Origin of the sequence: Romboutsia sp. D33t1_170424_H2 (assembly GCF_015669105.1) — a bacterium.
Classification (GTDB): Bacteria; Bacillota; Clostridia; order Peptostreptococcales; family Peptostreptococcaceae; genus Romboutsia_C; species Romboutsia_C hominis.
Genome location: NZ_JADOZQ010000007.1, coordinates 47,276 through 68,892, shown reverse-complemented (window position 1 = coordinate 68,892; position 21,617 = coordinate 47,276). Strand labels below are relative to the sequence as shown.

The 21,617-nt window shown below is 27.0% G+C and carries 20 protein-coding genes; 14 read left to right on the top strand and 6 right to left on the bottom strand.

Going from position 1 to position 21,617, the window contains the following annotated elements:
* Positions 1–311: 311 nt before the first annotated feature.
* A complete protein-coding gene (locus I4U66_RS09635; RefSeq protein ID WP_195928811.1) occupies positions 312–653 on the bottom strand; it encodes a winged helix-turn-helix transcriptional regulator in 342 nt (113 codons plus the stop codon).
* Between the two features lie 232 nt (positions 654–885).
* Between I4U66_RS09635 and I4U66_RS09630 the strand changes: the two genes are divergently transcribed.
* Positions 886–1,521: a flavodoxin family protein gene (locus tag I4U66_RS09630; protein WP_092921625.1), complete on the top strand. Its 636-nt coding sequence runs from the start codon at positions 886–888 to the stop codon at positions 1,519–1,521.
* Positions 1,522–1,795: 274 nt separating this feature from the next.
* On the opposite strand, the gene I4U66_RS09625 is transcribed toward I4U66_RS09630, so the two are convergent.
* The gene (locus tag I4U66_RS09625; protein WP_202819464.1) at positions 1,796–2,383 is read right to left on the bottom strand and encodes a cupin domain-containing protein; all 588 of its coding nucleotides are present in this window, start codon (positions 2,381–2,383) and stop codon (positions 1,796–1,798) included.
* A gap of 703 nt (positions 2,384–3,086) precedes the next feature.
* Here I4U66_RS09625 and I4U66_RS09620 point away from each other — a divergent pair.
* Entirely contained in the window at positions 3,087–3,455 is a 369-nt protein-coding gene (locus I4U66_RS09620) for a phage holin family protein (protein ID WP_092921621.1), read from the top strand.
* A 493-nt stretch (positions 3,456–3,948) separates the two neighbouring features.
* Here the strand turns inward: I4U66_RS09620 and I4U66_RS09615 are convergent, their stop codons facing one another.
* A complete protein-coding gene (locus I4U66_RS09615; RefSeq protein WP_195928809.1) occupies positions 3,949–4,653 on the bottom strand; it encodes a DUF421 domain-containing protein in 705 nt (234 codons plus the stop codon).
* A gap of 422 nt (positions 4,654–5,075) precedes the next feature.
* On the opposite strand from I4U66_RS09615, the gene I4U66_RS09610 reads away from it, so the two are divergent.
* Positions 5,076–5,594: a YmaF family protein gene (locus I4U66_RS09610; protein WP_166506150.1), complete on the top strand. Its 519-nt coding sequence runs from the start codon at positions 5,076–5,078 to the stop codon at positions 5,592–5,594.
* A gap of 220 nt (positions 5,595–5,814) precedes the next feature.
* Here the strand turns inward: I4U66_RS09610 and I4U66_RS09605 are convergent, their stop codons facing one another.
* Positions 5,815–6,915: a PQQ-dependent sugar dehydrogenase gene (locus tag I4U66_RS09605; RefSeq protein ID WP_195928807.1), complete on the bottom strand. Its 1,101-nt coding sequence runs from the start codon at positions 6,913–6,915 to the stop codon at positions 5,815–5,817.
* A 369-nt stretch (positions 6,916–7,284) separates the two neighbouring features.
* On the opposite strand from I4U66_RS09605, the gene I4U66_RS09600 reads away from it, so the two are divergent.
* Positions 7,285–7,626, top strand: coding sequence for a zinc ribbon domain-containing protein YjdM (locus I4U66_RS09600; RefSeq protein WP_092921613.1), 342 nt, complete (start codon positions 7,285–7,287; stop codon positions 7,624–7,626).
* A gap of 167 nt (positions 7,627–7,793) precedes the next feature.
* Here the strand turns inward: I4U66_RS09600 and rbr are convergent, their stop codons facing one another.
* A complete protein-coding gene (rbr, locus tag I4U66_RS09595) occupies positions 7,794–8,375 on the bottom strand; it encodes a rubrerythrin (RefSeq protein ID WP_195928805.1) in 582 nt (193 codons plus the stop codon).
* 307 nt (positions 8,376–8,682) lie between these two features.
* On the opposite strand from rbr, the gene I4U66_RS09590 reads away from it, so the two are divergent.
* The 7 genes from I4U66_RS09590 (at position 8,683) to I4U66_RS09560 (ending at position 17,701) form a co-directional block, all read left to right on the top strand.
* The gene (locus I4U66_RS09590) at positions 8,683–9,684 is read left to right on the top strand and encodes an ABC transporter substrate-binding protein (RefSeq protein ID WP_195928803.1); all 1,002 of its coding nucleotides are present in this window, start codon (positions 8,683–8,685) and stop codon (positions 9,682–9,684) included.
* Positions 9,659–10,414: an ABC transporter permease gene (locus I4U66_RS09585; protein ID WP_195238380.1), complete on the top strand. Its 756-nt coding sequence runs from the start codon at positions 9,659–9,661 to the stop codon at positions 10,412–10,414. The genes I4U66_RS09590 and I4U66_RS09585 overlap by 26 nt, the downstream gene beginning before the upstream one ends.
* Before the next feature lies 1 nt (position 10,415).
* The gene (locus I4U66_RS09580) at positions 10,416–11,084 is read left to right on the top strand and encodes an ATP-binding cassette domain-containing protein (protein WP_166506144.1); all 669 of its coding nucleotides are present in this window, start codon (positions 10,416–10,418) and stop codon (positions 11,082–11,084) included.
* 154 nt (positions 11,085–11,238) lie between these two features.
* Complete coding sequence (locus I4U66_RS09575; RefSeq protein WP_166506143.1) at positions 11,239–11,676, top strand: YaiI/YqxD family protein; 438 nt, start codon at positions 11,239–11,241, stop codon at positions 11,674–11,676.
* 294 nt (positions 11,677–11,970) lie between these two features.
* Entirely contained in the window at positions 11,971–14,511 is a 2,541-nt protein-coding gene (gene mprF, locus I4U66_RS09570; protein ID WP_330383664.1) for a bifunctional lysylphosphatidylglycerol flippase/synthetase MprF, read from the top strand.
* A gap of 207 nt (positions 14,512–14,718) precedes the next feature.
* On the top strand, positions 14,719–15,336 hold the full coding sequence (locus I4U66_RS09565) for a DUF488 domain-containing protein (protein ID WP_195928801.1): 618 nt from the start codon (positions 14,719–14,721) through the stop codon (positions 15,334–15,336).
* Positions 15,337–16,840: 1,504 nt separating this feature from the next.
* On the top strand, positions 16,841–17,701 hold the full coding sequence (locus tag I4U66_RS09560; protein ID WP_195928799.1) for a C39 family peptidase: 861 nt from the start codon (positions 16,841–16,843) through the stop codon (positions 17,699–17,701).
* A 408-nt stretch (positions 17,702–18,109) separates the two neighbouring features.
* On the opposite strand, the gene I4U66_RS09555 is transcribed toward I4U66_RS09560, so the two are convergent.
* Positions 18,110–18,835, bottom strand: coding sequence for a tRNA 2-thiocytidine biosynthesis TtcA family protein (locus I4U66_RS09555; protein ID WP_330405538.1), 726 nt, complete (start codon positions 18,833–18,835; stop codon positions 18,110–18,112).
* Positions 18,836–18,987: 152 nt separating this feature from the next.
* On the opposite strand from I4U66_RS09555, the gene I4U66_RS09550 reads away from it, so the two are divergent.
* The 3 genes from I4U66_RS09550 to I4U66_RS09540 all read left to right on the top strand — a co-directional run bounded on the left by I4U66_RS09550 (position 18,988) and on the right by I4U66_RS09540 (position 21,569).
* Positions 18,988–19,671, top strand: coding sequence for a M15 family metallopeptidase (locus I4U66_RS09550; protein ID WP_092921593.1), 684 nt, complete (start codon positions 18,988–18,990; stop codon positions 19,669–19,671).
* A 103-nt stretch (positions 19,672–19,774) separates the two neighbouring features.
* The gene (locus I4U66_RS09545; protein ID WP_092921591.1) at positions 19,775–20,464 is read left to right on the top strand and encodes a response regulator transcription factor; all 690 of its coding nucleotides are present in this window, start codon (positions 19,775–19,777) and stop codon (positions 20,462–20,464) included.
* Positions 20,454–21,569 carry a sensor histidine kinase gene (locus I4U66_RS09540; RefSeq protein WP_195928797.1) on the top strand — a complete coding sequence of 372 codons (1,116 nt, stop codon included), beginning with the start codon at positions 20,454–20,456 and terminating at the stop codon, positions 21,567–21,569. The genes I4U66_RS09545 and I4U66_RS09540 overlap by 11 nt, the downstream gene beginning before the upstream one ends.
* Positions 21,570–21,617 lie beyond the last annotated feature (48 nt).

The following is a 21,617-nucleotide window of genomic DNA, read 5'->3' as shown; positions in this document are numbered from 1 at the left end:
GCAATGTAGAAGTTACTAGAAAGTCTCATTATAGGGTAATAGATGGGAATGAACTAGTAATACATCTTAAAAAGTTGGGTTTTAGATCAGAGATAAAATTAGTAGAGAAGATAATTGTAGAAAATACTTGATTTGAAAATATTTAACCTAAAAATTATCTCTTTTAGAAGTGTAACGGAGAACCGTATCCCAATTAAGTGATACGGTTTTTATTTGTATATTATTTTCTAGATATATATTAGATATTGTATCTTATAAAACAAAAAATAAATATTATATAAAAGTAATATATAGTTGCTTTTATATAATATTTATTTATGAATCTTATCTAAGTTAGGGTAGTATTTATTAGACCAATTTTCAAGAGGGGATATAATTTCATAAAGCTCTTTTCCTTTATCAGTTAGGAAATATTCTACCTTAGGTGGCACTTCAGCATATACTATTTTTTCTATTAAACCATCATTCTCAAGCTCTTTAAGTTTTTCGTTTAAAACTTTTTGACTTAAACTTCCAATGGATTTTTGAAGTTCTAAAAATCTTTTAGGTCCTCTATATAAATTACATAATAAAATAGATTTCCATTTACCTTTAATAAATTCCATTGCGAAGTCTAATAAACATACAAATTCTTTGCCATTATAATAAACCATTAATTTTACCTACCTGCTAATTATTCTTAATAAAGTAATACTATAATAAATTACTTATGAATATATTATATATTATTTTTAGTTTTATAAAAATATATTTATTTCAAAATATATTTATTTCAAAAATCTTACCTATAGGTAAGTAATCTTACTAAAAAGTGCGTACTTGTAAGGCTTCTAGATGACAAATATAATAATCACATAGGCAAAATCAATGTTTGGAGGTAAAGTTATGAAAGTAGTTGCTTTCAATGGAAGTCCTAATAAGAACGGAAATACTTATAATGCTATAAAAACTGTAGCAGCGGAATTAGAAAAAGAAGGGATAGAAGTAGAAATTGTTCATGTAGGAAATAAATTAGTACGTGGATGTCTAGCTTGTGGGGGATGTTCAAGAAATCAGAATGAAAGATGTGTCATAGAAACTGATGGAGTAAATGAATGGGTTCAAAAAATGAAAGAAGCTGATGGAATAATTTTAGGATCTCCAGTTCATTATTCAGCAATAGCAGGAACTATGAAATCATTCTTAGATCGTGCTTTTTATGTAGCTTCTTCAAATGGAGGAATGTTTAGACATAAAATAGGAGCAAGTGTAGTAGCAGTAAGAAGATCAGGAGGGATACCTGTATTTGACCAATTAAATAACTATATTAATTATTCAGAAATGATAATGCCTACATCTAATTATTGGAATGTAGCTTATGGAACTACTCCTGGAGAAGTGACTCAAGATGAAGAAGGTATGCAAATAATGAGAGTACTTGGGAAAAATATGGCTTGGATGATGAAAGTACTTGAAGCTGGAAAATCTCAAGTTAAAGAAAATGAAAAAGAAGATAAGATATTTACAAACTTTATAAGATAGATAAAAAAGATCGTATCAAATAATTGATACGGTCTTTTGGTATTTATTAATGAAAAACGGAAAGTCATTAGATTACTTAAATAAAAGTATATAAATTATAGTGAATAGTTATGCTTTATATTCTGAATGAAATATAGAATTTAGATTTTATAAACAATTATATTAAAGTTTATACTTATATTGTATAAATAGAAGAATTTGTTTTGCTGTAAAATACAGCTTCCTACGAGAATTTAATCTTAACATAGAAAGCCATTTTTACAGTATCTTTTGATTAATGCTCGGAGTTATGCTCAGCAGCTTCTGCATCTGCTTTAGTTTTATGAACAGTACCATGTGGATGCTCAGGTGGGGCATAGATAGCATACAATTTAAGTGGTTTATCACCCGTATTGATTACATTGTGCCATTTACCAGCAGGTATCATGATGGCATAATCATCATGAACTTCTCTTTCAAAGTCCAATTTATCTTTATTCTCACCCATTTTAACAAGACCTTGACCTTCTTCAATACGTATGAATTGGTCACCTGTTGGGTGGACTTCCAAACCTATGTCATCCCCAACATCGATGCTCATTAAGGTAACTTGCAGATTGTTTCCTGTCCATAAAGCGGTACGAAAAGTATTGTTTTGCTTAGTAGCTTCATCAATATTAACTGTAAATGGCTCTGCTCCATAATCCTTCAATTTAGTAGTTTGTCTCTTAAAGTATGAGTTATATATTGGTGTGTTAGTCCAGAAGGGGTATGGATACATTGGAGCATTAACCCAGTAAGGGTATGTATATCCTCTATAAATATTATACATTGGTGTATTAATCCAGTAAGAATAGGTATATGGTTCACAAACATTAAACATATTTCTCATTCCTTTCATAGACTTTATAATATTTTATGATATATGTTTAGAGAAGGTGCTTATCCCACAAGAATGTTGTATTTTCATTTAGTTGTATTGAAGTTAATGAATTTAAAGGTGACAATATAAATGAGAAAATAAAGAAAAATTTGTTTCGTAGAGTAAAGTACAGAGAAGTGCATTAGAAGTAAGATATAGTGGAATTTAGTATAATAATAATTATATTATTAATTCATAGGGTAGTGTTATTTATATATGGTAAGTTATACTTCTATATAGCAAAATAGTTGATAGTAGATGGATTTTTAGTGTTGTAATATTTTATTAGACATTAGAGTATTAATAAAAAGTTTTTATAATAATCAAATTAATTAAAATAAGCATTAATACAAATAATGATAAAAATGAATTTTTTTAAATTTTTTCATTGTTATATACTCTTTTAACTATTAAACTTGAACCTAGCTTACAAAAAGTAAAAATAGGAATTACTAAGATTTTAGAAAATAATAAAATTATAATTGTAAGGTTTTTCAATATTATAAGGAATAAAATTTAATATAGTGGTCAATATATAACTATAATATAAAAATAATAAATATTTATTATTTAAAAGCAAATTATATAATTGATACTGAGGATTTATTCGTAAAGATTTAGCAACAAAAAGTAATTATAAAATTTTATTAAAGGAGTGGCTTATATGGCACATGATAATAATGAAAAAAGAGGAAATGATAATAGTTTATTAAGATGGATAGGAAGATTTATATTAGTCGCAGTTATTCTAATGATAACATCATTTGTAACTCCAGGATTTTCAATCAATGGAATATGGTCATTTTTAATAGCTGCAGTTGTTATATCTGGATTAGATTATTTAGCAGAATTACTTATGGGAGTTGACGCATCTCCTTTTGGAAAAGGAATAAAAGGGTTTATAATTGCAGCTATAATAATATATTTAGCACAATTTTTAGTACCTGATATGGGTGTAACTATTATAGGCGCAATACTGGCAGCTATAGTTATTGGAGTTTTAGATGCAATATTCCCTGCTAGAGCTATGTAATTTAAAATACATTTAAAAAATTATACTAAAGTAGTAATTTAACCAATAGTTTTATTTAAGGTTATATATAAAAACCCGTATCACAACGAAGTGATACGGGTTTTTATATATAATAAATATTAAAAAATATAGGATTTTGTCAATTTAGTAAATAAAAAAATTCTTTAGATTTTTAAGGACAAAATTCAAAATTAATATATTAATTTTGAATTTAGTTCAATTGGATGAAAGATCAATTATAGATATTTTGAAGTAGTTAGATAAGGCATTTAATACGTAGTTATGCTGCTAAGAGACAGATAAATGTAAATATAGAAGGTGATATTTTTCATTGGTTTAAAAAGGTATGCAAGTGAGATAAATAACAAACTAAATAAAAATAAGATCCGTAGAGTAAGTCTCTGATAACAGCATCATAGATAAATGAGATTCTTAGAATAAAAGAGGCTTAAACTAATCTGTTTAGAGATGGATATGTTTATGTCTCAATTGATTATTTATATAAAAAAACATTCAAGTTATCTTTATTATCAAGTGTGGCAAGTAAAACATTTTTTACATCGACTTGATATAAACTTTCTAATTTGGAAACAACCCAGTTCTCATCTTTATTAAGCATTTTTAGCTGTTCAAAGTTAATTTTACCATCTTTAATAATTGTTCTTGGAAAACCAAAAGGTTCCACTTTAATAGACAAATGTGAAGGTGTAATGGGCTCATATTCTGGATGTAAAAAAATAGAAATTTTACCATTAGGCTCTAATGTTGCTAATGCTACTTTCTTCAGATCTTCTACCTTTTTTTCACGTAATTCTTCTAATAATATATCGATTGATATTCGTGTTTTTTTTAGCCCGTTATAAAGGATTTCACCATTTTGAATAAGCGTGATTGGTGGATTATTAATAATTTTTCCAAGGTACGGAAATTTAAGAACTATGAATACTCCCAAAATATATAGAACAACTAATACAAGTGTTGTAATGATGGAGCCTTCTAGTCCAAGCTTTTCATCAGACAATGGATGAGCAATAATATTACCGATTACTAAAGTAATAGCAAAATCAATTAGTCTTAATTGAGAAATGGAACGATGCCCTAATAACTTTGCAATTGCTAGCAAAAAGAAAAAAGCAATAATAGCACGAAGTATCCAGTCAATGGTGCTAAGTGTTTCTTGACCATTTAAAAAGTTCATATAAAATATCTCCTTTGCCTAAAATATTTAATACTTATGTTATTTTAACCAATAACTTATAAAAAATTAGAATATATAGACTAATTCCAAAGCACCTTTCTGACGAAATAAAGTGGAATGATGATGTTTCAATATATAAGAGGATAATATTTTTTGAATAGAATCTTTTATTTTAACTTGAGTATTATGATTAATAATAATCTAACTATTAATACATATTAATGGAATCTAAAAAAGTAAGAAGTATCAAGAGTGAAGGGAAAATTGTTTACTAAAAAACGAAAAATTATAGTGGTGTGTAAAGGAGGGAATTATGTAAAATTAACGAGAAATAGGAACGAAATTGACAAATGCTCATATATATTATATCAAGAGATTTCTTATAAGAGTCTTTTAATATAATATAATAGGAGAGAGAAAGAATGAGTTTTCAAAATAATAGATGCAGAAGAGATAATGATAATAGAGGTAACAGCTTTAAATGTATGAGATATCATAATGAAGATGAATGTAGACATATGAATTGTCATAGAGATAATTGCTGTAAATGTCATAATGAAGATGAATGTAAACATATGAATTGGCATAAATGTAATTGCTGTAATTGTCATGAAGAAGACGAAATGCAGACGCATGTTCATGAATACTCAGAAAGTGTTAAATTAGCTGAAGAAGGCGATGACAGACATAATCATAGAGTTGCTGGTGTTACAGGAGAAGCTATTCCAATAAATGGTGGGACAAACCATGTTCATAGAATCAGAAATGACAATACAGACTTTTTAGATCATTTCCATCAAATACGCGTTACAACTGGTCCAGCAATTCCAATACCAGGAACTAATAAACATGTTCATTTAGTATCTGGACAAACTACTGTTGTTGATGGCCATTTTCATATTTTCCTTTTCACTACCCAAATTCAAGCACCTTTAGTATAAATTCTATAAAAATAGATAAAAATTTACTGTGATTAAAAATATAATTGCATAAAAAAGAGAATTAAGTTTAATAGGGTCTATAAAATATATTTTATAGACCTCTTTACATATATTCTATATTTTTCATAAATCAAAGGTAAGCTCCTATATTTTAATTACTTTAATTATTTAGAAAATAATTTGATTATGCCATAAGAAAGTATATTTAGAAATTGTGTTTTTATTTTGGAGTGAGGCGGAAAATTCTATCATCATTTATATCAGGATTCCCTCTACCGTCTTTATTACTTGTTGCAAGGTAAATTGAACCATCTTTTCCTTGGACAACTTCACGCAAACGTCCATATTCATTTTTTAGCCATGATTCTACATTCTTAACTACTGTTCCCTTTCCATTTAGCGAAATACCAAGCAACTGTTGTCCACGTAAAGTAGCAACGAGTAATTCTCCTTCCCATGGTCCTTGATTTACGAAGGTCATACCAGATGGAGCCCATGTAACTTCACCGCTATGTATCAAAGGTTTTTGTGTTATAACTTCTGTAGATTCTTCATCTCCTTGAACGATAGGCCACCCATAATTGGCTCCTGGTTGTATTATGTTTATTTCGTCGTGCGCTGATTGCCCATGCTCTGATGCATACAATACATTTTTTGAATTCCATGCTAAGCCTTGAGGGTTTCTATGACCTAAGCTATAAATAGGAGAGTTAATAATTGGATTATCTTTAGGAATACTTCCGTCTAATTCTATTCGAAGTATCTTTCCAGCGGTGCTTGTAGGGTCTTGTGCTAATGCAGGATTTCCGGCATCTCCTGTTGTTATATATAATTTTTGGTCTGGACCTATCTTTATTCTTCCTCTATTATGAATACTTCCTCCAGGAATTTTATCTAGAATAATCTGGTCAATGGATGCTATATTATTATTTTCTACCAATCTAATGATACGATTATAGACTTGGTTAGCTTCTAGATATGAATGCATAATATAAATATAATGGTTATTTGAAAAGTTTGGATCTAAGGCAATACCCATTAATCCCCCTTCTCCTTGACTTATAAAGGGAGAACTAAATGTGATGAGTGGCTGTGGATTAAGTTTCTCATTTTCAATAATTCTAATAGCACCAGATCTTTCTGTAAAATATATGTTACCTTCATTGCTTATATTTATAGCCCAAGGTACATATAAATTTTCAGCGATAACTTCAATTTCATAAGGAATTTGTCTTGATGCTATTGACTTTATTTTTATATTGTTTTTATTATGATTACGAAATATTGTATTATATAAAACACTAAAAATCTTATTTTTCATATTGATATCCTCCAAATTATTTATCTAAAAATCACATTGTTATTTTAAGGTGAAAATTACAATCCTAATAAATAGAAATTATAATAGAATACTTAGTGAATCTAAGTTGTATTAGTAAAATTATTTCTATTAGTTAAGTAATTCTATGTTTAATTATATTAGTTTGAGATTTAAAGTATTAATAATTTGATACTTATCAGAAAATATTAAAATAGACAGTATTAAGTGATAAAAACATAATTATATTAGCAAGGATAAATACTAACTTTGAGCCTAGCCGGTATGAAGATTTGTCAATATGAGAAGACTATGATATTATATAGCCTATGAGTAAAAATATTAATTATATTGAACGGAGGAAATAATATTATGGAAACTTTACCAAATTGCCCAAAATGTAATTCAGAATATGTATATGAAGATGGAAATCTTTTAGTTTGCCCAGAGTGTGCATATGAATGGAATCCAACTGAGTCAGTTGAAGAAGAAGTTGTAATAAAAGACGTAAATGGAAACGTATTAAAAGATGGAGATGCTGTAACAGTAGTTAAAGACCTTAAAGTTAAGGGAAGTTCATCTTCTATAAAAATAGGAACAAAGGTAAAGAGTATACGTTTAGTTCCAGATGCAGCTGATGGACACGATATAGAGTGTAAAATAGATGGTTTTGGAGCTATGAAATTAAAGTCTAGTGTTGTTAAAAAAGCATAGTATATAGGTTCTAAACACAAAAAAGCTAGGTAAAATACCTAGTCTTTTTTTGCGTTAGAATAAATGATATAAAGTAGTATAAAAGTAAACATTTATGAGATATAAAAAAGGTTAAATACACATTATTGATAAATGATATGTGTTTAACCCTCCTCATATACTTAGCCTTAGAAGTTCTCAGCTTTTATTTCATAATATCCTTGTGGATGCTTGCAAGCTGGACAAACTTGTGGAGCTTCTGTTCCTGAATGAACATATCCGCATACTGTACATATCCATTCTTTAACTTCAGGTTTTTCGAAAACTTTGTTTTCTTCTATGTTTTTAGCTAATCTTAAGAATCTATCTCTATGATGAGCTTCTATTGTGTGAATATGAGTGAAAGAAGCAGCTATTTCTTCAAATCCTTCTTCTCTAGCATCTGCAGCGAATTTTAGGTAAAGAGTATCTTCTTCATTTTCACCAGCTGCTGCTGTTTTTAAGTTTTCTAAAGTACTAGACATACCTACCCCATAAGAACCTGTTACTTGAACATCCTCTTTAGTGAAATCATTTAATAAGTATCTAAAGAATATTTTTCCATGCATTTCTTCGTTTTGAGCAGTTTCATCAAATATATCTCCAATTTGAGCAAATCCTTCTTTTCTAGCTATTTTAGCATAGAATTGGTATTTGTTCTTAGCCATTGATTCTCCTGCAAATGCATTCATTAAATTTTGTGCTGTTTTAGTTCCTTTTAAAGATTTCATCTTTAATTCATCTCCCTAAGTATAAATTATATTTTAAATACTTTAATATAAATACCAACTTAAAATTAATCTAAACAAAATAATTAGAAATCTTATATTTTCGTAATTTTAAGAATAATAGAATAAAAATGAATAGTTGCTATATTACTTGATGAATAATTAATAAGCTAAAGAATATGATAAAAGGTAAATTAATTATAAATATAGAAAATATAAAGGATAGAAAAATTAAATATTTGATAAAGTTGACAGAATTTATTTGAACAAATAAGTGTTATAGGGAATTTATAAAAAAGGGGGATTAGATATGAGAAAGTTTATAAGTATTTTATCAACAGGAATAATTGCAATGGGGGTATTGTCAGGTTGTTCATCTATCGATAAAGAAAAATCAGAAAGTATTAAAGACGAAACATTTAAGAAGGTTGTAAAAGTGGTATCTCCAGATGGATTACCAACAATAGCAATAGCTAAATTAATAAAAGAGAAACCAGAAATAAAGTCAAATTATGAAATTGAATATACGATAGAAAAGACATCAGAAACCCTTTCAACAACAGTTATGAAAGAAGAACCAGATATAGCTATAGTACCATCTAATATGGCATCTATAGTTTATAACAAAACAAAGAATTACCAAATAGCAGGAACAACAGGGTTTGGTTCATCTTACATAGTTTCAACAGAAGATATAAATAATTATGAAGACTTAAAAGGAAAAAATATTATGAACATAGGTAAGGGTTTAACACCAGACATAACAGCACAATATATAATATCTGAAAAGGGATTAAATACTGAAGGTGATGTTAATTTTAGCTATGTAAATTCACCAAGTGAATTAGTACCAATGATAGTGTCTGGTAAAGAAAATACAGCAATAGTACCAGAACCAGCTCTTAGTGCCCTCATGACTAAAAAAGAAAATGTGAAAATATTTAAAGGCTTAAATGATGAATATAAAGAAATAGCAGATTCAGAATATGGATATCCTCAAGCAACTATTATAGTTAAGAATAGTTTTTTAGAAGAAAATAAAGATTTTACTAATAAATTTTTAGATAATGTTAAAGAAGGGATAGAATGGGCAAATGATAACCCATCAGAACTTGCTACATACTGTGAAGAAATAGAAGTTTCAACAGAGAAACCTATAATTGTAAAATCTATTGAAAGAGCAAATCTTAAATTCGTACCTATAGAAGATAGCAAGGATATATACAAAAACTATTATAAAAAGCTATTCGACTCAAATCCAAAGTCACTAGGAGGAAATATACCAGATGAAGGAATTTTTATGGAAAGATAGATTACAGATACTTGCATCTTGTATATTATTAATTATAATTTGGGAAATATTAGCGACACTTATAGATAATCCGATATATTTACCTACAGTAGAAGTGGTTCTAGCTAATATTCTAATTATATTTAAAAGTGAAGATTTTTTTATAAATGTGCTTAGCTCTGCTTACAGGACAATAGTAAGTTTTTTATTAGCTTTGATAAGTTCAATATTTTTAGGTATAGTTTCTTCAGGAAGTAGTTTATTTAGAAACATACTAAAACCCGTAAATGCTTTATCAACATCTATCCCAACTATGGTTTTAGTAGTATTGGCTCTTATATGGTTTGATAAGGACAACGCACCTTTTATAGTTGGGATATTTATAGTTTTCCCCATATTATATGAAGGTGTATTAAGTTCTATTTTAGGAGTTGATAAAAACATAATAGAGATGACAAACATCTATAAGGTAAAAAAAATAGACAAACTTAAATATATCTACTTTCCATTAATAAAGTTTCAAGTTACTAATTTATTAGTGTCTACATTTTCATTGGCTTTTAAAGTGGTTATAGCAGGAGAGGTTCACGGGCAACCAAAGTATGGAATAGGAACAGTAATTCAATATGAAAAAATGAATTTTAATACAGAAGCTATATTTGCATGGATAATAATCATAGCAATGATTTCATTTGCTTTAGATATACTTAATAAGTTTATAACTAAAAAGTCCTTTAAATGGAGAGTGTAGTATGGATATAAAGATAAAAAATTTATATAAGAAATATGATGATAAGGTTATATTTAAAGACTTTAATATTATATTTAAGGAAAATAGAGTAAATACTATATTAGGGAAATCAGGATGCGGAAAAACTACATTACTAAAAATAATTAGCAATATAGTAGAAAAAGATAGCGGAAAAATAGAAGGTATAAATACAAATAGTATAAGTTACATATTTCAAGAGGATAGGCTTGTAGAATGGTTAACAGTAAAGGAAAATCTGAAGTTAATATTAAAAAATGACTATAAAAAAGGTGAGTTAGACAAAATTTGCAAAAAATACTTAAACTTGGTGGGAGTACAGGATTTTGAAAACTATTATCCTCAAAGTTTAAGCGGTGGAATCAGACAAAGGGTAAATATCGCTAGAGCATTTGCTAAACCATCAAAACTTATAATAATGGATGAACCTTTTAAATCGATAGATATAAAAAATAAAAATGACATTATGAAGGCTTTCAAAAATGTTTTGAGAGAAGAAACTAGAACAGTTTTATTTGTAACACATGATATAGATGAAGCCTTATATTTTACGGGGAAAATATATATACTAGGAGGGGATCCATTAATTATAAAAGCAACATTTAACTCAAATCAGATAGAAGATAAAAAACAGATAATAAATTTAATATAATTAATAATTTTTTAGTATTTACGAGGTATATAAAAATAATTTAATTTAAAGATGAACTAATTTAAAAATTAGTTCATCTTTTTTTGTAATTAATAAACATTATAAAGTAAAATACTATAGAGTAGTATTACATATAAAAGAGAAGAGGGAAATTATGAAAATATTAATAGATGGTGATGGATGCCCAGTTGTAGATATAACAATAAAAGTAGCTAAAAAATTTAATATAGAAGTATTAATAATGTGTGATACATCACATAACTTTGATAAGTATAATGTAGAAACTATAGTCTTATCAAAAGGAAGAGATTCCGTAGATTTTTCTTTGGTTAATAAAGTAAATAAGGGTGATATAATAGTAACTCAAGATTACGGTTTAGCTGCAATGGCACTTTCAAAGGGAGGATACCCAATAAATCAAAATGGAAGAGCGTATACAAATGAAAATATAGACCAATTACTATTTACAAGACATATATCAAAAAAACTAAGAAGCTCAGGTGCTCGAGTAAAGGGTCCATCAAAAAGGAAGAAAGAAGATAATATAAGATTTGAAAAGTATTTACAAGAATTATGTAAGGAATTATTATAAAGATTGTTAACTATAAATCCGTTATCTTTAAAATTTATATTATTAACAAATAGTATGAATATTTAACATTATTAGTAATATAAAGCAATAGTATTAAGAAGTTTATTAAAAGTAAAAAGGGATAGATTTTAAATATCTATTTTTTTTTGTAGAATAATATATATTGTCAGGCAAAACTTTTACAATAAATTTAAATTCTTACAAATCTGTTATATAAGATAAAGAAGAATGTAAGGATATATTGTGTCAAAGTATGGTAAAATAGCCTTATTATCAGAAATATAAAAGGAGGAGATTATAATTATAAATAAAGTAAAATTAAAAAATACATTAAAGTATTTAATAGCATTAGTAATATTTGTTATAGTTATGAAAGAGTTTATCAGTGTAGTTTCTTCATTTAATATGAATACATTTAAACTATATGCAGATAAGTTAACGCTTATAAACTCAATAACAATAATACTTTTAGGAATTATTTCATATCTTCCTTTAAGTCTTTACGATTTTGTACTAAAAAGAAGAGTGAATATCAACTTAGATAACAGGGAGTTATATAAATTCTCATGGATAGCTAGTTCAATTGCTAGTATAGCTGGATTTGGAGGAAGTACAGCCATAGCATTAAAGAGTAATTTTTATGGTAATTATGTGAAGGACAAAAAGTTACTTGTAAAAGAGATATCAAAAATAGTAGCTTTAAATTTAACTGGTTTTTCGATGGTAAGTTTCATATATGCCATCACTAATTTTGAGTCATTAAAGTTAAATGATTGGACAAGCATATTAACTTTAATAATAAGTATATATTTCCCGGCAATATCAATATACTTCATATATAAGTTTATTAAGGGAAATGATGAAGATAGAAAAGATATTAAAGATGCGGTAACTATAATGGGAATATCAGCATTAGAATGGTTAACAACTATAGTTTTAATATACTCTATCATGTTAGTACTAGATGCAAATATATCATTTATGAAATTATTCCCGGTATTTGTACTAGCAATTATAGTGGCTATTGTAAGTTTATCACCAGGAGGACTTGGTTCTTTTGATTTGACGATGATACTAGGATTACAAGCTTTAAATGTTCCATCAGAGAAAGTTTTATTAGCTATATTCCTATATAGAATTTCTTATTATATAGTTCCATTAATTATAGGATTAATTTTATATGGAAATGTAATGTGGAAGACTGTAGATGATGATATAAGAGATATAGTAATGACTATACTATCAAAAATGGCTCATATAGGTATAGTACTTATTGTACTATTAACAGGAAGTATTCTGTTAATATCAGAAGCTATTCCTGAAGTTATAAATAAAATAAATATAATAAGTAGAGTCTCACATCTATCAATAATATATATACCAGATAAATTTGCCATAGTATTAGGATTTTTACTTATAGCTATGTCTAGATTATTAATTTATAAATCAAAAAATATTTATAAATTAACTTTAATAATAGTTGCCTTATGTATTGGGGTGACTTTCGCACAAGGAACGGACTATGGTAGAGCATTGTATTTAGTAATAGTAGGTCTTATAATTTGGCTTGGTAAAAAACAATTTTATAGAGAAAGTTTTGTAATGCGTTGGGGAATATTTATACAAGATGTAATAATATTGCTATCTTTCTTAATACTATATCTATATACTTTCTACGCAAGCGTTCATGGAAAAGTAGGAAAGATACCTTTTACTCAATATCAAATACAATTTTCAAATGCATCATCAAATGTAATGTTTTTAAGTATAGCTGGATTTATAATAGCCATATTATTCTTATGTATTATATATTATAAGAATGGTAAAAATGAATTCCCTAAGATGAAATTAGAAGAATGTAAAGATGATGTAGAAAATATACTAAATAAATTTGGCGGGACATCTATAATACACTTTATATATTTAAATGATAAGTATGTTTATATAAATAAAGATAAGGATGTTTTAATACAATATCAAACTTATGCTAATAAGATATTTATATTAGGAAATCCAGTAGGGAATGATGAAAATATATTTAATACTATTCAGGAATTCTATGAGTTAGCTGATAAATATGGATATATACCAACATTCTGTGCTATAGATGATAAATTAATTCCATACCTTCATGAAACAGGATATGAGTTCTTTAAATTAGGAGAAGAGGCAGCTGTAGATTTAAATAAATTTACATTAGAAGGAAGAAAAATGAAGAGTGTAAGAAATGCTATATCAAGAGTTAGCAAAGAAGAATATACATTTGAAGTTGTAAAGCCTCCTTTCAGTGATGAATTTATGGATAGTATAAAAGCTGTATCTGATGAATGGCTATGTGGAAGACAAGAAAAAGGATTCTCAATAGGATTTTTCGATGTAGAGTATTTAAGTAGAAATCCAATATCTATAGTTAAAAATAAAGATGGTGAAATAAAGGGATTTGCTAACTTTATGCCGATGTATGATGGTCATAAAACTTTATCGATAGACTTAATGCGTTTTTCACATGAAACTTGTAATGGAATAATGGACTTCATGTTCGTTAATCTATTTGAGTGGGGAAAAGAAAATGGATACTCAAGATTTAATATGGGTATGGCTCCATTATCAAATGTAGGTATATCAAAGTATGCATTTCTAGGTGAGAAGATAGCTGCCAAGGTATATTCACATGGACATAAATTCTATTCATTCCAAGGTCTAAAGAAGTTCAAAGAAAAATACTGTGATTCTTGGGATGGAAGATATATGGCTTATAAAAGAAAAACATCATTAATAACTACAATGATTCAAGTTATTTTGTTAGTTTCGAAACCTATAGAGAAGGTAGATTAAACTTATAAAGATATAAAGTAAATATAATAATAAAATGATAGTCTATGAGATTAAATCAATCATCAATAGACTATCATTTTTTGTTTATGAGATATAATAATAAAAAACACTAATTATTTAAATAGTTAATTTAAAATAATAGAATTTATATAAATTCATTTTGGATATAAATATAAGTAAAAGTGCATTAAAAAAGGTGGTGAAGTTATGCAAGTATTTGCGATAGGTCACTCTAATTATCCAATTGAAAAGCTTATAGATATATTAAATCAATACAATATAAATTGTGTTGTAGATATTAGAGAAACTCCATATTCTAGGTATAATATTCAATACAATAGAGAAGATTTTTGTAAAACTTTAAGAAAAGAAGGATTTATATATATATACATGGGAAAAGAATTTGGAGCTAGGAGAGGATCAAAAGAATCTTATAATAGAGAAGGATTTGCTGATTTTGAGAAAGTAAGCAAAGAAGATATATTTAAAAAGGGGATAGAGAGAATAAAAGATGGGTGTAAAAAAGGATATAAAATTGCTCTTTTAGGGGCAATGCAAGATCCAATCAGATGTCATAGGAGTATATTAGTTGGAAGAAGATTAAATGAAAATGGAATAAATGTGAAGTATATACTACACGAAGGAGATGTGGCCGAACAAGAGGATATAGAAAATCAACTTTTAGATAAATATTTTAGTGAAAGAAATCAAATAACCATAGATAGTTTAATTGGTAATAGCATGTCTAAAGAGGACATGATAAATGAAGCATATAGGCTAGCAAATAAAGAAATTGGATATAGAACGGAATGTATATCTAAATAAACAATAAAACCATAATAATGTATATAGAATTGTTTTTTTAAAAAAGTAAAAAAATAGATTTTATCAATAGGAATAATCTTTAAACACCTTAAATTCCTATTGATAGAATCTATGGAATGTAAATAATTACATATATTTTATATAAACGTATTATATATTATTTTGATGATAATTTACTAAGCATATCTGATGTCATCTTACTTAAATTATGTTCGAACTTAAATCCCCATTCTGCTACTGCACAAGATGAATCTATAGAATTAGGCCAAGATTCTGCAATAGATTGACGTATAGGGTCTACATTATAGCTAAGCTCAAATTCTGGTATATGTTTCTGAATTTCAGATCCGACTTCTTAAGGAGCAAAGTTCATAGCGGTTATATTAAATGCATTTCTATGAACTTATTCATTATAAGAATTTTTAAAATATAAATTTATAAAATATTTATAGAAAAACTAAATTTGTTATAAAAGGTAAATTTTTTATAAAAAATATTTTGTATTATGGACAGCTATACAAAAATATAGTACATTGTATACATAGGCAACAAGAAATGACATAAGATGATATATGCATTAGGAACGGACATAAAAAATTGACATTTAAGAATTTGACATAAAAGGAGGAGCTATACTTAATGCTCCTTCTAAATATAGAATTATAACTATAAAAATACTAACCCCCCTTAAATAGTATTTGATAAAAATTTTAATAGCCCTTTAAAAAGACTGTAACGGAAACAGTCTTTTTTTGTTATAAAAATTATATTTTCTTAAGATATAAGTTTAATTGATAAAGAGATTTTTATATCCTAAATTGTTAATTTACATAAGGAAAATTACCTATGGTTCACTAAGTAACTGGAAGTAAGCCTCTATCTTTTACACCTAAGTAATAACTTGCCTCTAGATTTGCTAGCTAGTTTATGTTAGTATGGTTAAAATGCATTTTTGATATTCCTTTTGTTGATTTTAATTGATTAACTAAGCTTATCATAAGCGTCTTTTTTGATTATTAATATGTTATAGAATTGTATTAAGGTATTATATTAACATATAATTTCGTTAATGGATATATCAAAAATGATGGTGTTGTAACTTTGAATAATAAACTACTTTATAAGCATTGTGGAATATGATAATGCAGATAATTACTTAATAAAATTTTTATAAAATATAGATTATAATATATATTGTAATTTAGTTATATAGAATAAGAGATGAACCTTAAGCTAAAGGATATTAGTTTATATAATCTACTGTAAACTTAATATCTAAGATTACTACAGAATTAATTGATAAAGCTCAATTAAAGAACATGGACAAGTTAGTTAATATGTTAGAAGGTGATTATGCTCAAAGTTGTTTGATACAACTAGAAAATAGCTGAATGACTTAAGATTATAGTAAAAATAAAACACCTGGAAGCTATGAAGTATAGAATAAACCTATATAGGGTAGCTTTTAGATGTTTTTTATATGCATCAAAAGGAGAATGACATAATGGTCTATAAAAAGAAGAAAAAAAGAGTGATGAAGAAGAATGTTAAATATTCTATTATAGGCGTAGCGGCTATATTAGGTATAGGTTTAGTAGCCATATTGGGGAAGCATACAATGTCTGGAAATAAAGGTGATGAATTAATATCTAAAGAAATTTTAAACTCAAATGATCCAACTATAATTACTTTAGAAGAAGAATCAAATGAATACCCAAAAGTAAAAAAGATATTAAATAATATAGATTTGTATCCTAAAGATTTATTAGATTTAGCAGCTAAAAAGCCTGAAACGATAGATTTTGTTTCAGATTATATCTACAATGATTCAAAAATAAATAAAAAAATATCTGTAAAAGATGATTACAAAAAAGGTGAAATACCACTTTTCCTTCAATGGGACGAAAGATGGGGATACGATAAATATGGTTCTAACTTTATTGCAATTGATGGATGTGGACCAACTTCTTTAGCGATGGTTGCGGTAGGTCTTACAGGAAATACAAACATAAATCCAAAGGTAGTTTCAGATTTTGCTTATGATAGAGGGTACTATGTAGAGGGTATAGGCTCTAAGTGGAGTTTAATGACTGATGGAGTAAGCAACTTTGGACTAAAGGGCAAAGAAATACCTTTAAGCAAAGAAGTAATTATATCTACTCTTAAAAAAGGAGAGCCAATAATAGCAACTATGGGTCCAGGAACATTTACAACTCAAGGACATTATATAGTCTTAACTGGCGTAGATAAAGATGGAAATATAATAGTGAATGATCCTGATAGTAAAGAAAAAAGCAATAAAACTTGGGATATAGATATTTTCATGAAGGAAACTAAGGATTTATGGAAGTTTAGTGTAGCTTAAAACTAATAAAAATTTATAAAATATAAATGAATTGTTTTGGATGATGAGTTAATTATTTTCAAAACAGTTCATTTTTTCATAACTTCATTTGGTGTTTTTCTACTAGAGTTACTATAGCTAATTTATGTTAATATAATTAAAATACATTTTTGACCATCCTTTTGTTGATCTTAGTCGGTTACCTAAGCGTATCATAAGTGTCTTTTTTATTTATATATTTATCTGATTTAATTATACGATTCAGGTACTATAAAAAACTTCAATGAGATAATATTACAATTATTATAGATAAAAAAATACGCCAAAATAAAATTTAAGTCATTTTGACGTATTATCTATGAATTGAATAATATAATATTAATTCATAGATTGATACCTAAGATATATAATATTTTTAAGATTTTATATTTATTTTATTTTTTCTTTATCCCATATAAATAATTTATCAGGATTATTTAAAGCTCCAAATATGTTCTTTTTTGAACCTGGCATTTCTTTATTTAATCTTTGGACAAGTTCTTTTATATTTTGTCTATTAGTATGACCATCGGCAGGGCAAGGATTCTCTATAACTGGATAGTTATATTCTCTTGTGGCCTTTTTTGTCATATATTCTTCTATATAAATCATAGGTCTTATTATTGTTAAATCTTGTTTATCCATAACCGTCTTTGGAGAAAAACAGTTAACTCTTCCTTCATATAGCATAGACATTAAAAATGTCTCTATTGCATCATCTTTATGGTGCCCAAGCGCAACCTTAGTACATCCTAGTTCTTTAGCAGTACCATTTAGCGCACCACGTCTTAAGTTGGCACATAATGAACATGGATTTTTCTCTTTTCTTATATCAAATACAATTTCTTTTATATTAGTTTGAACTTCATGAAATTCTACATCTAAATCTTCACAAAGTTTGTATAATGGTGAATTGTCTACACCACCAGGGTTTAGCGTTATTGCAATCAATTCAAACTTTTGAGGTGAGAATCTTTGATAGTTTTTCAGTATGTGAAGTAATGTTAAACTATCTTTTCCTCCAGAAAGTCCTACTGCTATTTTATCGTTATCTTGTATCATATCAAAATCTTGTATAGCCTGACGAGCTTTACTAAGAAGTTTTTGCATAGTCATATTTGTGTCCTCCATCAAAATTTAATAAACTTAAGATTTTTTAAGAATTACTTATAAGTTACTTAAAATCTATCTTTTAAAATAAACCTATGAAAATTCACTACAATTTCATTGAAAATGTAGTAGTTAAGGTTAAAAGGAGAAGATAGATTATGAAACAATTTAGGGTTATAGTACCCATTATAATAATAGTAGCAGTTACAATTATTTTAGTAAAAATATTAATGCCAGGAAAAACATCAACACAAGAAAAAATATTAAATAAAAGTAACTCAAATATTATAACAAACACGCTATTAGTAAACAATGATAATAAGTTAGATGAAAACTATAAACCATATAAAAGTGATGTGCCAAACATTCCTTTTATCGATAATGCAACTAATGAAGAAAAACAAATGGAAGAGGTTGCGTCAAAAGCAGTAGAGGAGTTATTTAAGCAAGCAAAAGAAGAAGGAATTAATTTTTTAGGTACATCAGCGTATAGATCTTATGCAACTCAAAAAGATATATATACTAAAAAGGTTATTTCGGATGGATTAACAAAGGCTAATGAATATGTGGCTAAGCCAGGTAGTAGTGAACATCAAACTGGATTATGTATAGACGTGACTAATGAAGATAGATGGTTTGTAGGTAGTACGAAAGAAGCTATATGGTTAGCAGAGAATGCTCATAAATTCGGGTTTATATTAAGATACCCATTAGGAAAAGAAGATATAACAGGTAAGTCATATGAACCATGGCATATAAGATATGTAGGGAAAGAAGTAGCTAAAGAAATATATGAAAATAATTCTACATTAGAAGAGTACACAGCTAGCAAAATTAATTAAATTAAATCGATAAAAGTATATTATAATTGTTTTATGTGAAACATTAACGAATAACGTAGAAGTATTATATAAAAACAAATTATACAGATGGGAATGATGAAATTTGAAAAATAAAGTACTTGTAGTAGATGATGAAAAAGAAATTAGAAATCTTATTGAAATATATTTATTAAATGAAGGATATGATGTAATAAAAGCTGAAAATGGAATAGAAGCTTTAAATATAGTAGAAAAAGAAGATATACAATTGATGATACTAGATATAATGATGCCTGGTATAGACGGAATAGAAGTTTGTAGAAGGATAAGAGAAAAACTAGATATTCCTATATTAATGCTAAGTGCTAAATCTGAAGATATGGATAAAATTCAAGGTATAATGACGGGGGCAGATGATTATATGACAAAGCCATTTAATCCATTAGAGCTTGCAGTTAGAGTGAAATCATTACTTAGAAGGGCGTACTATTTTAATAATAAATCAAAATATAGTAAGGATATAATAACAATAGAAAATTTAAATATAGATAAAAGTAAGCATAAGGTTACTGTTGGAGAAAGTGAAATATCTTTAACATCTAGAGAATTTGATATCTTATATCTATTAGCTAGCAATAAAGGGCGTGTATTTAGCACAGAAGAAATCTTTGAAAAAGTATGGAAAGAACAATACTACCAATCTAATAACACTGTGATGGTTCATATAAGTAGAATAAGGGAAAAAATAGAAAAGTATGTAGATAATAAAATAATACACACTGTATGGGGAGTAGGTTACAAAATTGAAAAATAAAAAATTTTTATTTGAATACGCATTTAAGCCTGTAATATATTTTATAATCAGCATAGTAATAGGTGGCAGTATAATAGGTGTTACTTATTTTATATTAGTAGATATGTATATAAATAGTTATGCAAAGATTCCCCAAGTAATTATAAATGTAGTAAACGAATTTTTATATGCAAAGAATAATTATATAGGAGATTTAATTTATATAATACTAATTCTCCTAATATCCATACCTATATATATTATATTTATGAAGAAAAAGATTGATAGTATAAGTGAAATTATAAATACAACTAATATTATGGCTAATGGTGATTTAAGTCAAACTATACAAGTTGTATCAAAAGATGAAGTTGGACAATTAGGAAGCAATATTAATAGTATAGTTTCACAGTTGAGAAATATAACAATAGAAGAGAGAAGAGCACAACAAACAAAGACAGACTTGATAACAAATGTCTCACACGACTTAAGGACACCTTTGACATCTATAATAGGATATTTAGGTTTAATAGAAGATGACAGATATAAAGATGAAGTTGAGCTTAGATACTATACAACGATTGCATACGAAAAATCTAAAAGCTTGAGCATTCTTATAAATGATTTATTTGAACTTACAAAGATGCAAAATAATACTATAAGTTTAGATAAAATCAATATAAATTTGGTAGAATTATTAGGACAAATAGCAGAACAATTTAAGTATGAATTTAAGCAAAATAATATAAAAGGAAGAACTGATTTTTCTGAAGATAAATTAATAATAAATGCAGATGCTAATAAGTTAGTAAGGGTATTTGAAAATTTAATAAGCAATGGGATAAAATATGGTAAAGATGGGGGATATATAGATATAGTAACAAGAAAACAAGATAATATGGCTATAGTCCAAATTATAAATTATGGAGAACAAATACCTTCTTTAGACTTACCTCATATATTCGAACGATTTTATAGAGTAGAAAAATCTAGAAATAGAAATGATGGTGGATCAGGACTAGGACTAGCTATAGCTAAAAATATAGTAGAGTTACATGGGGGAAACATCAAAGTTGAAAGTAATAGTAGCAGAACTATTTTTGAAGTAAAGCTTAAATTAATATAAAATATTTAGAAATTTAATAAAAAATTAATTTAATAAATAAAAATATCA

Excerpts from the sequence above, each read along its gene's own strand:
- I4U66_RS09620 (WP_092921621.1), top strand. The coding sequence starts at position 3,087 with ATGGCACATGATAATAATGAAAAAAGAGGAAATGATAATAGTTTATTA.
- I4U66_RS09615 (WP_195928809.1), bottom strand. The coding sequence starts at position 4,653 with ATGAACTTTTTAAATGGTCAAGAAACACTTAGCACCATTGACTGGATA.
- I4U66_RS09625 (WP_202819464.1), bottom strand. The coding sequence starts at position 2,383 with ATGTTTAATGTTTGTGAACCATATACCTATTCTTACTGGATTAATACA.
- I4U66_RS09575 (WP_166506143.1), top strand. The coding sequence starts at position 11,239 with ATGAAAATATTAATAGATGGTGATGGATGCCCAGTTGTAGATATAACA.
- I4U66_RS09605 (WP_195928807.1), bottom strand. The coding sequence starts at position 6,915 with ATGAAAAATAAGATTTTTAGTGTTTTATATAATACAATATTTCGTAAT.
- I4U66_RS09590 (WP_195928803.1), top strand. The coding sequence starts at position 8,683 with ATGAGAAAGTTTATAAGTATTTTATCAACAGGAATAATTGCAATGGGG.
- I4U66_RS09630 (WP_092921625.1), top strand. The coding sequence starts at position 886 with ATGAAAGTAGTTGCTTTCAATGGAAGTCCTAATAAGAACGGAAATACT.
- I4U66_RS09560 (WP_195928799.1), top strand. The coding sequence starts at position 16,841 with ATGGTCTATAAAAAGAAGAAAAAAAGAGTGATGAAGAAGAATGTTAAA.
- rbr (WP_195928805.1), bottom strand. The coding sequence starts at position 8,375 with ATGAAATCTTTAAAAGGAACTAAAACAGCACAAAATTTAATGAATGCA.
- I4U66_RS09550 (WP_092921593.1), top strand. The coding sequence starts at position 18,988 with ATGAAACAATTTAGGGTTATAGTACCCATTATAATAATAGTAGCAGTT.
- I4U66_RS09600 (WP_092921613.1), top strand. The coding sequence starts at position 7,285 with ATGGAAACTTTACCAAATTGCCCAAAATGTAATTCAGAATATGTATAT.
- I4U66_RS09580 (WP_166506144.1), top strand. The coding sequence starts at position 10,416 with ATGGATATAAAGATAAAAAATTTATATAAGAAATATGATGATAAGGTT.
- I4U66_RS09635 (WP_195928811.1), bottom strand. The coding sequence starts at position 653 with ATGGTTTATTATAATGGCAAAGAATTTGTATGTTTATTAGACTTCGCA.
- I4U66_RS09610 (WP_166506150.1), top strand. The coding sequence starts at position 5,076 with ATGAGTTTTCAAAATAATAGATGCAGAAGAGATAATGATAATAGAGGT.
- I4U66_RS09585 (WP_195238380.1), top strand. The coding sequence starts at position 9,659 with ATGAAGGAATTTTTATGGAAAGATAGATTACAGATACTTGCATCTTGT.
- I4U66_RS09565 (WP_195928801.1), top strand. The coding sequence starts at position 14,719 with ATGCAAGTATTTGCGATAGGTCACTCTAATTATCCAATTGAAAAGCTT.
- I4U66_RS09555 (WP_330405538.1), bottom strand. The coding sequence starts at position 18,835 with ATGACTATGCAAAAACTTCTTAGTAAAGCTCGTCAGGCTATACAAGAT.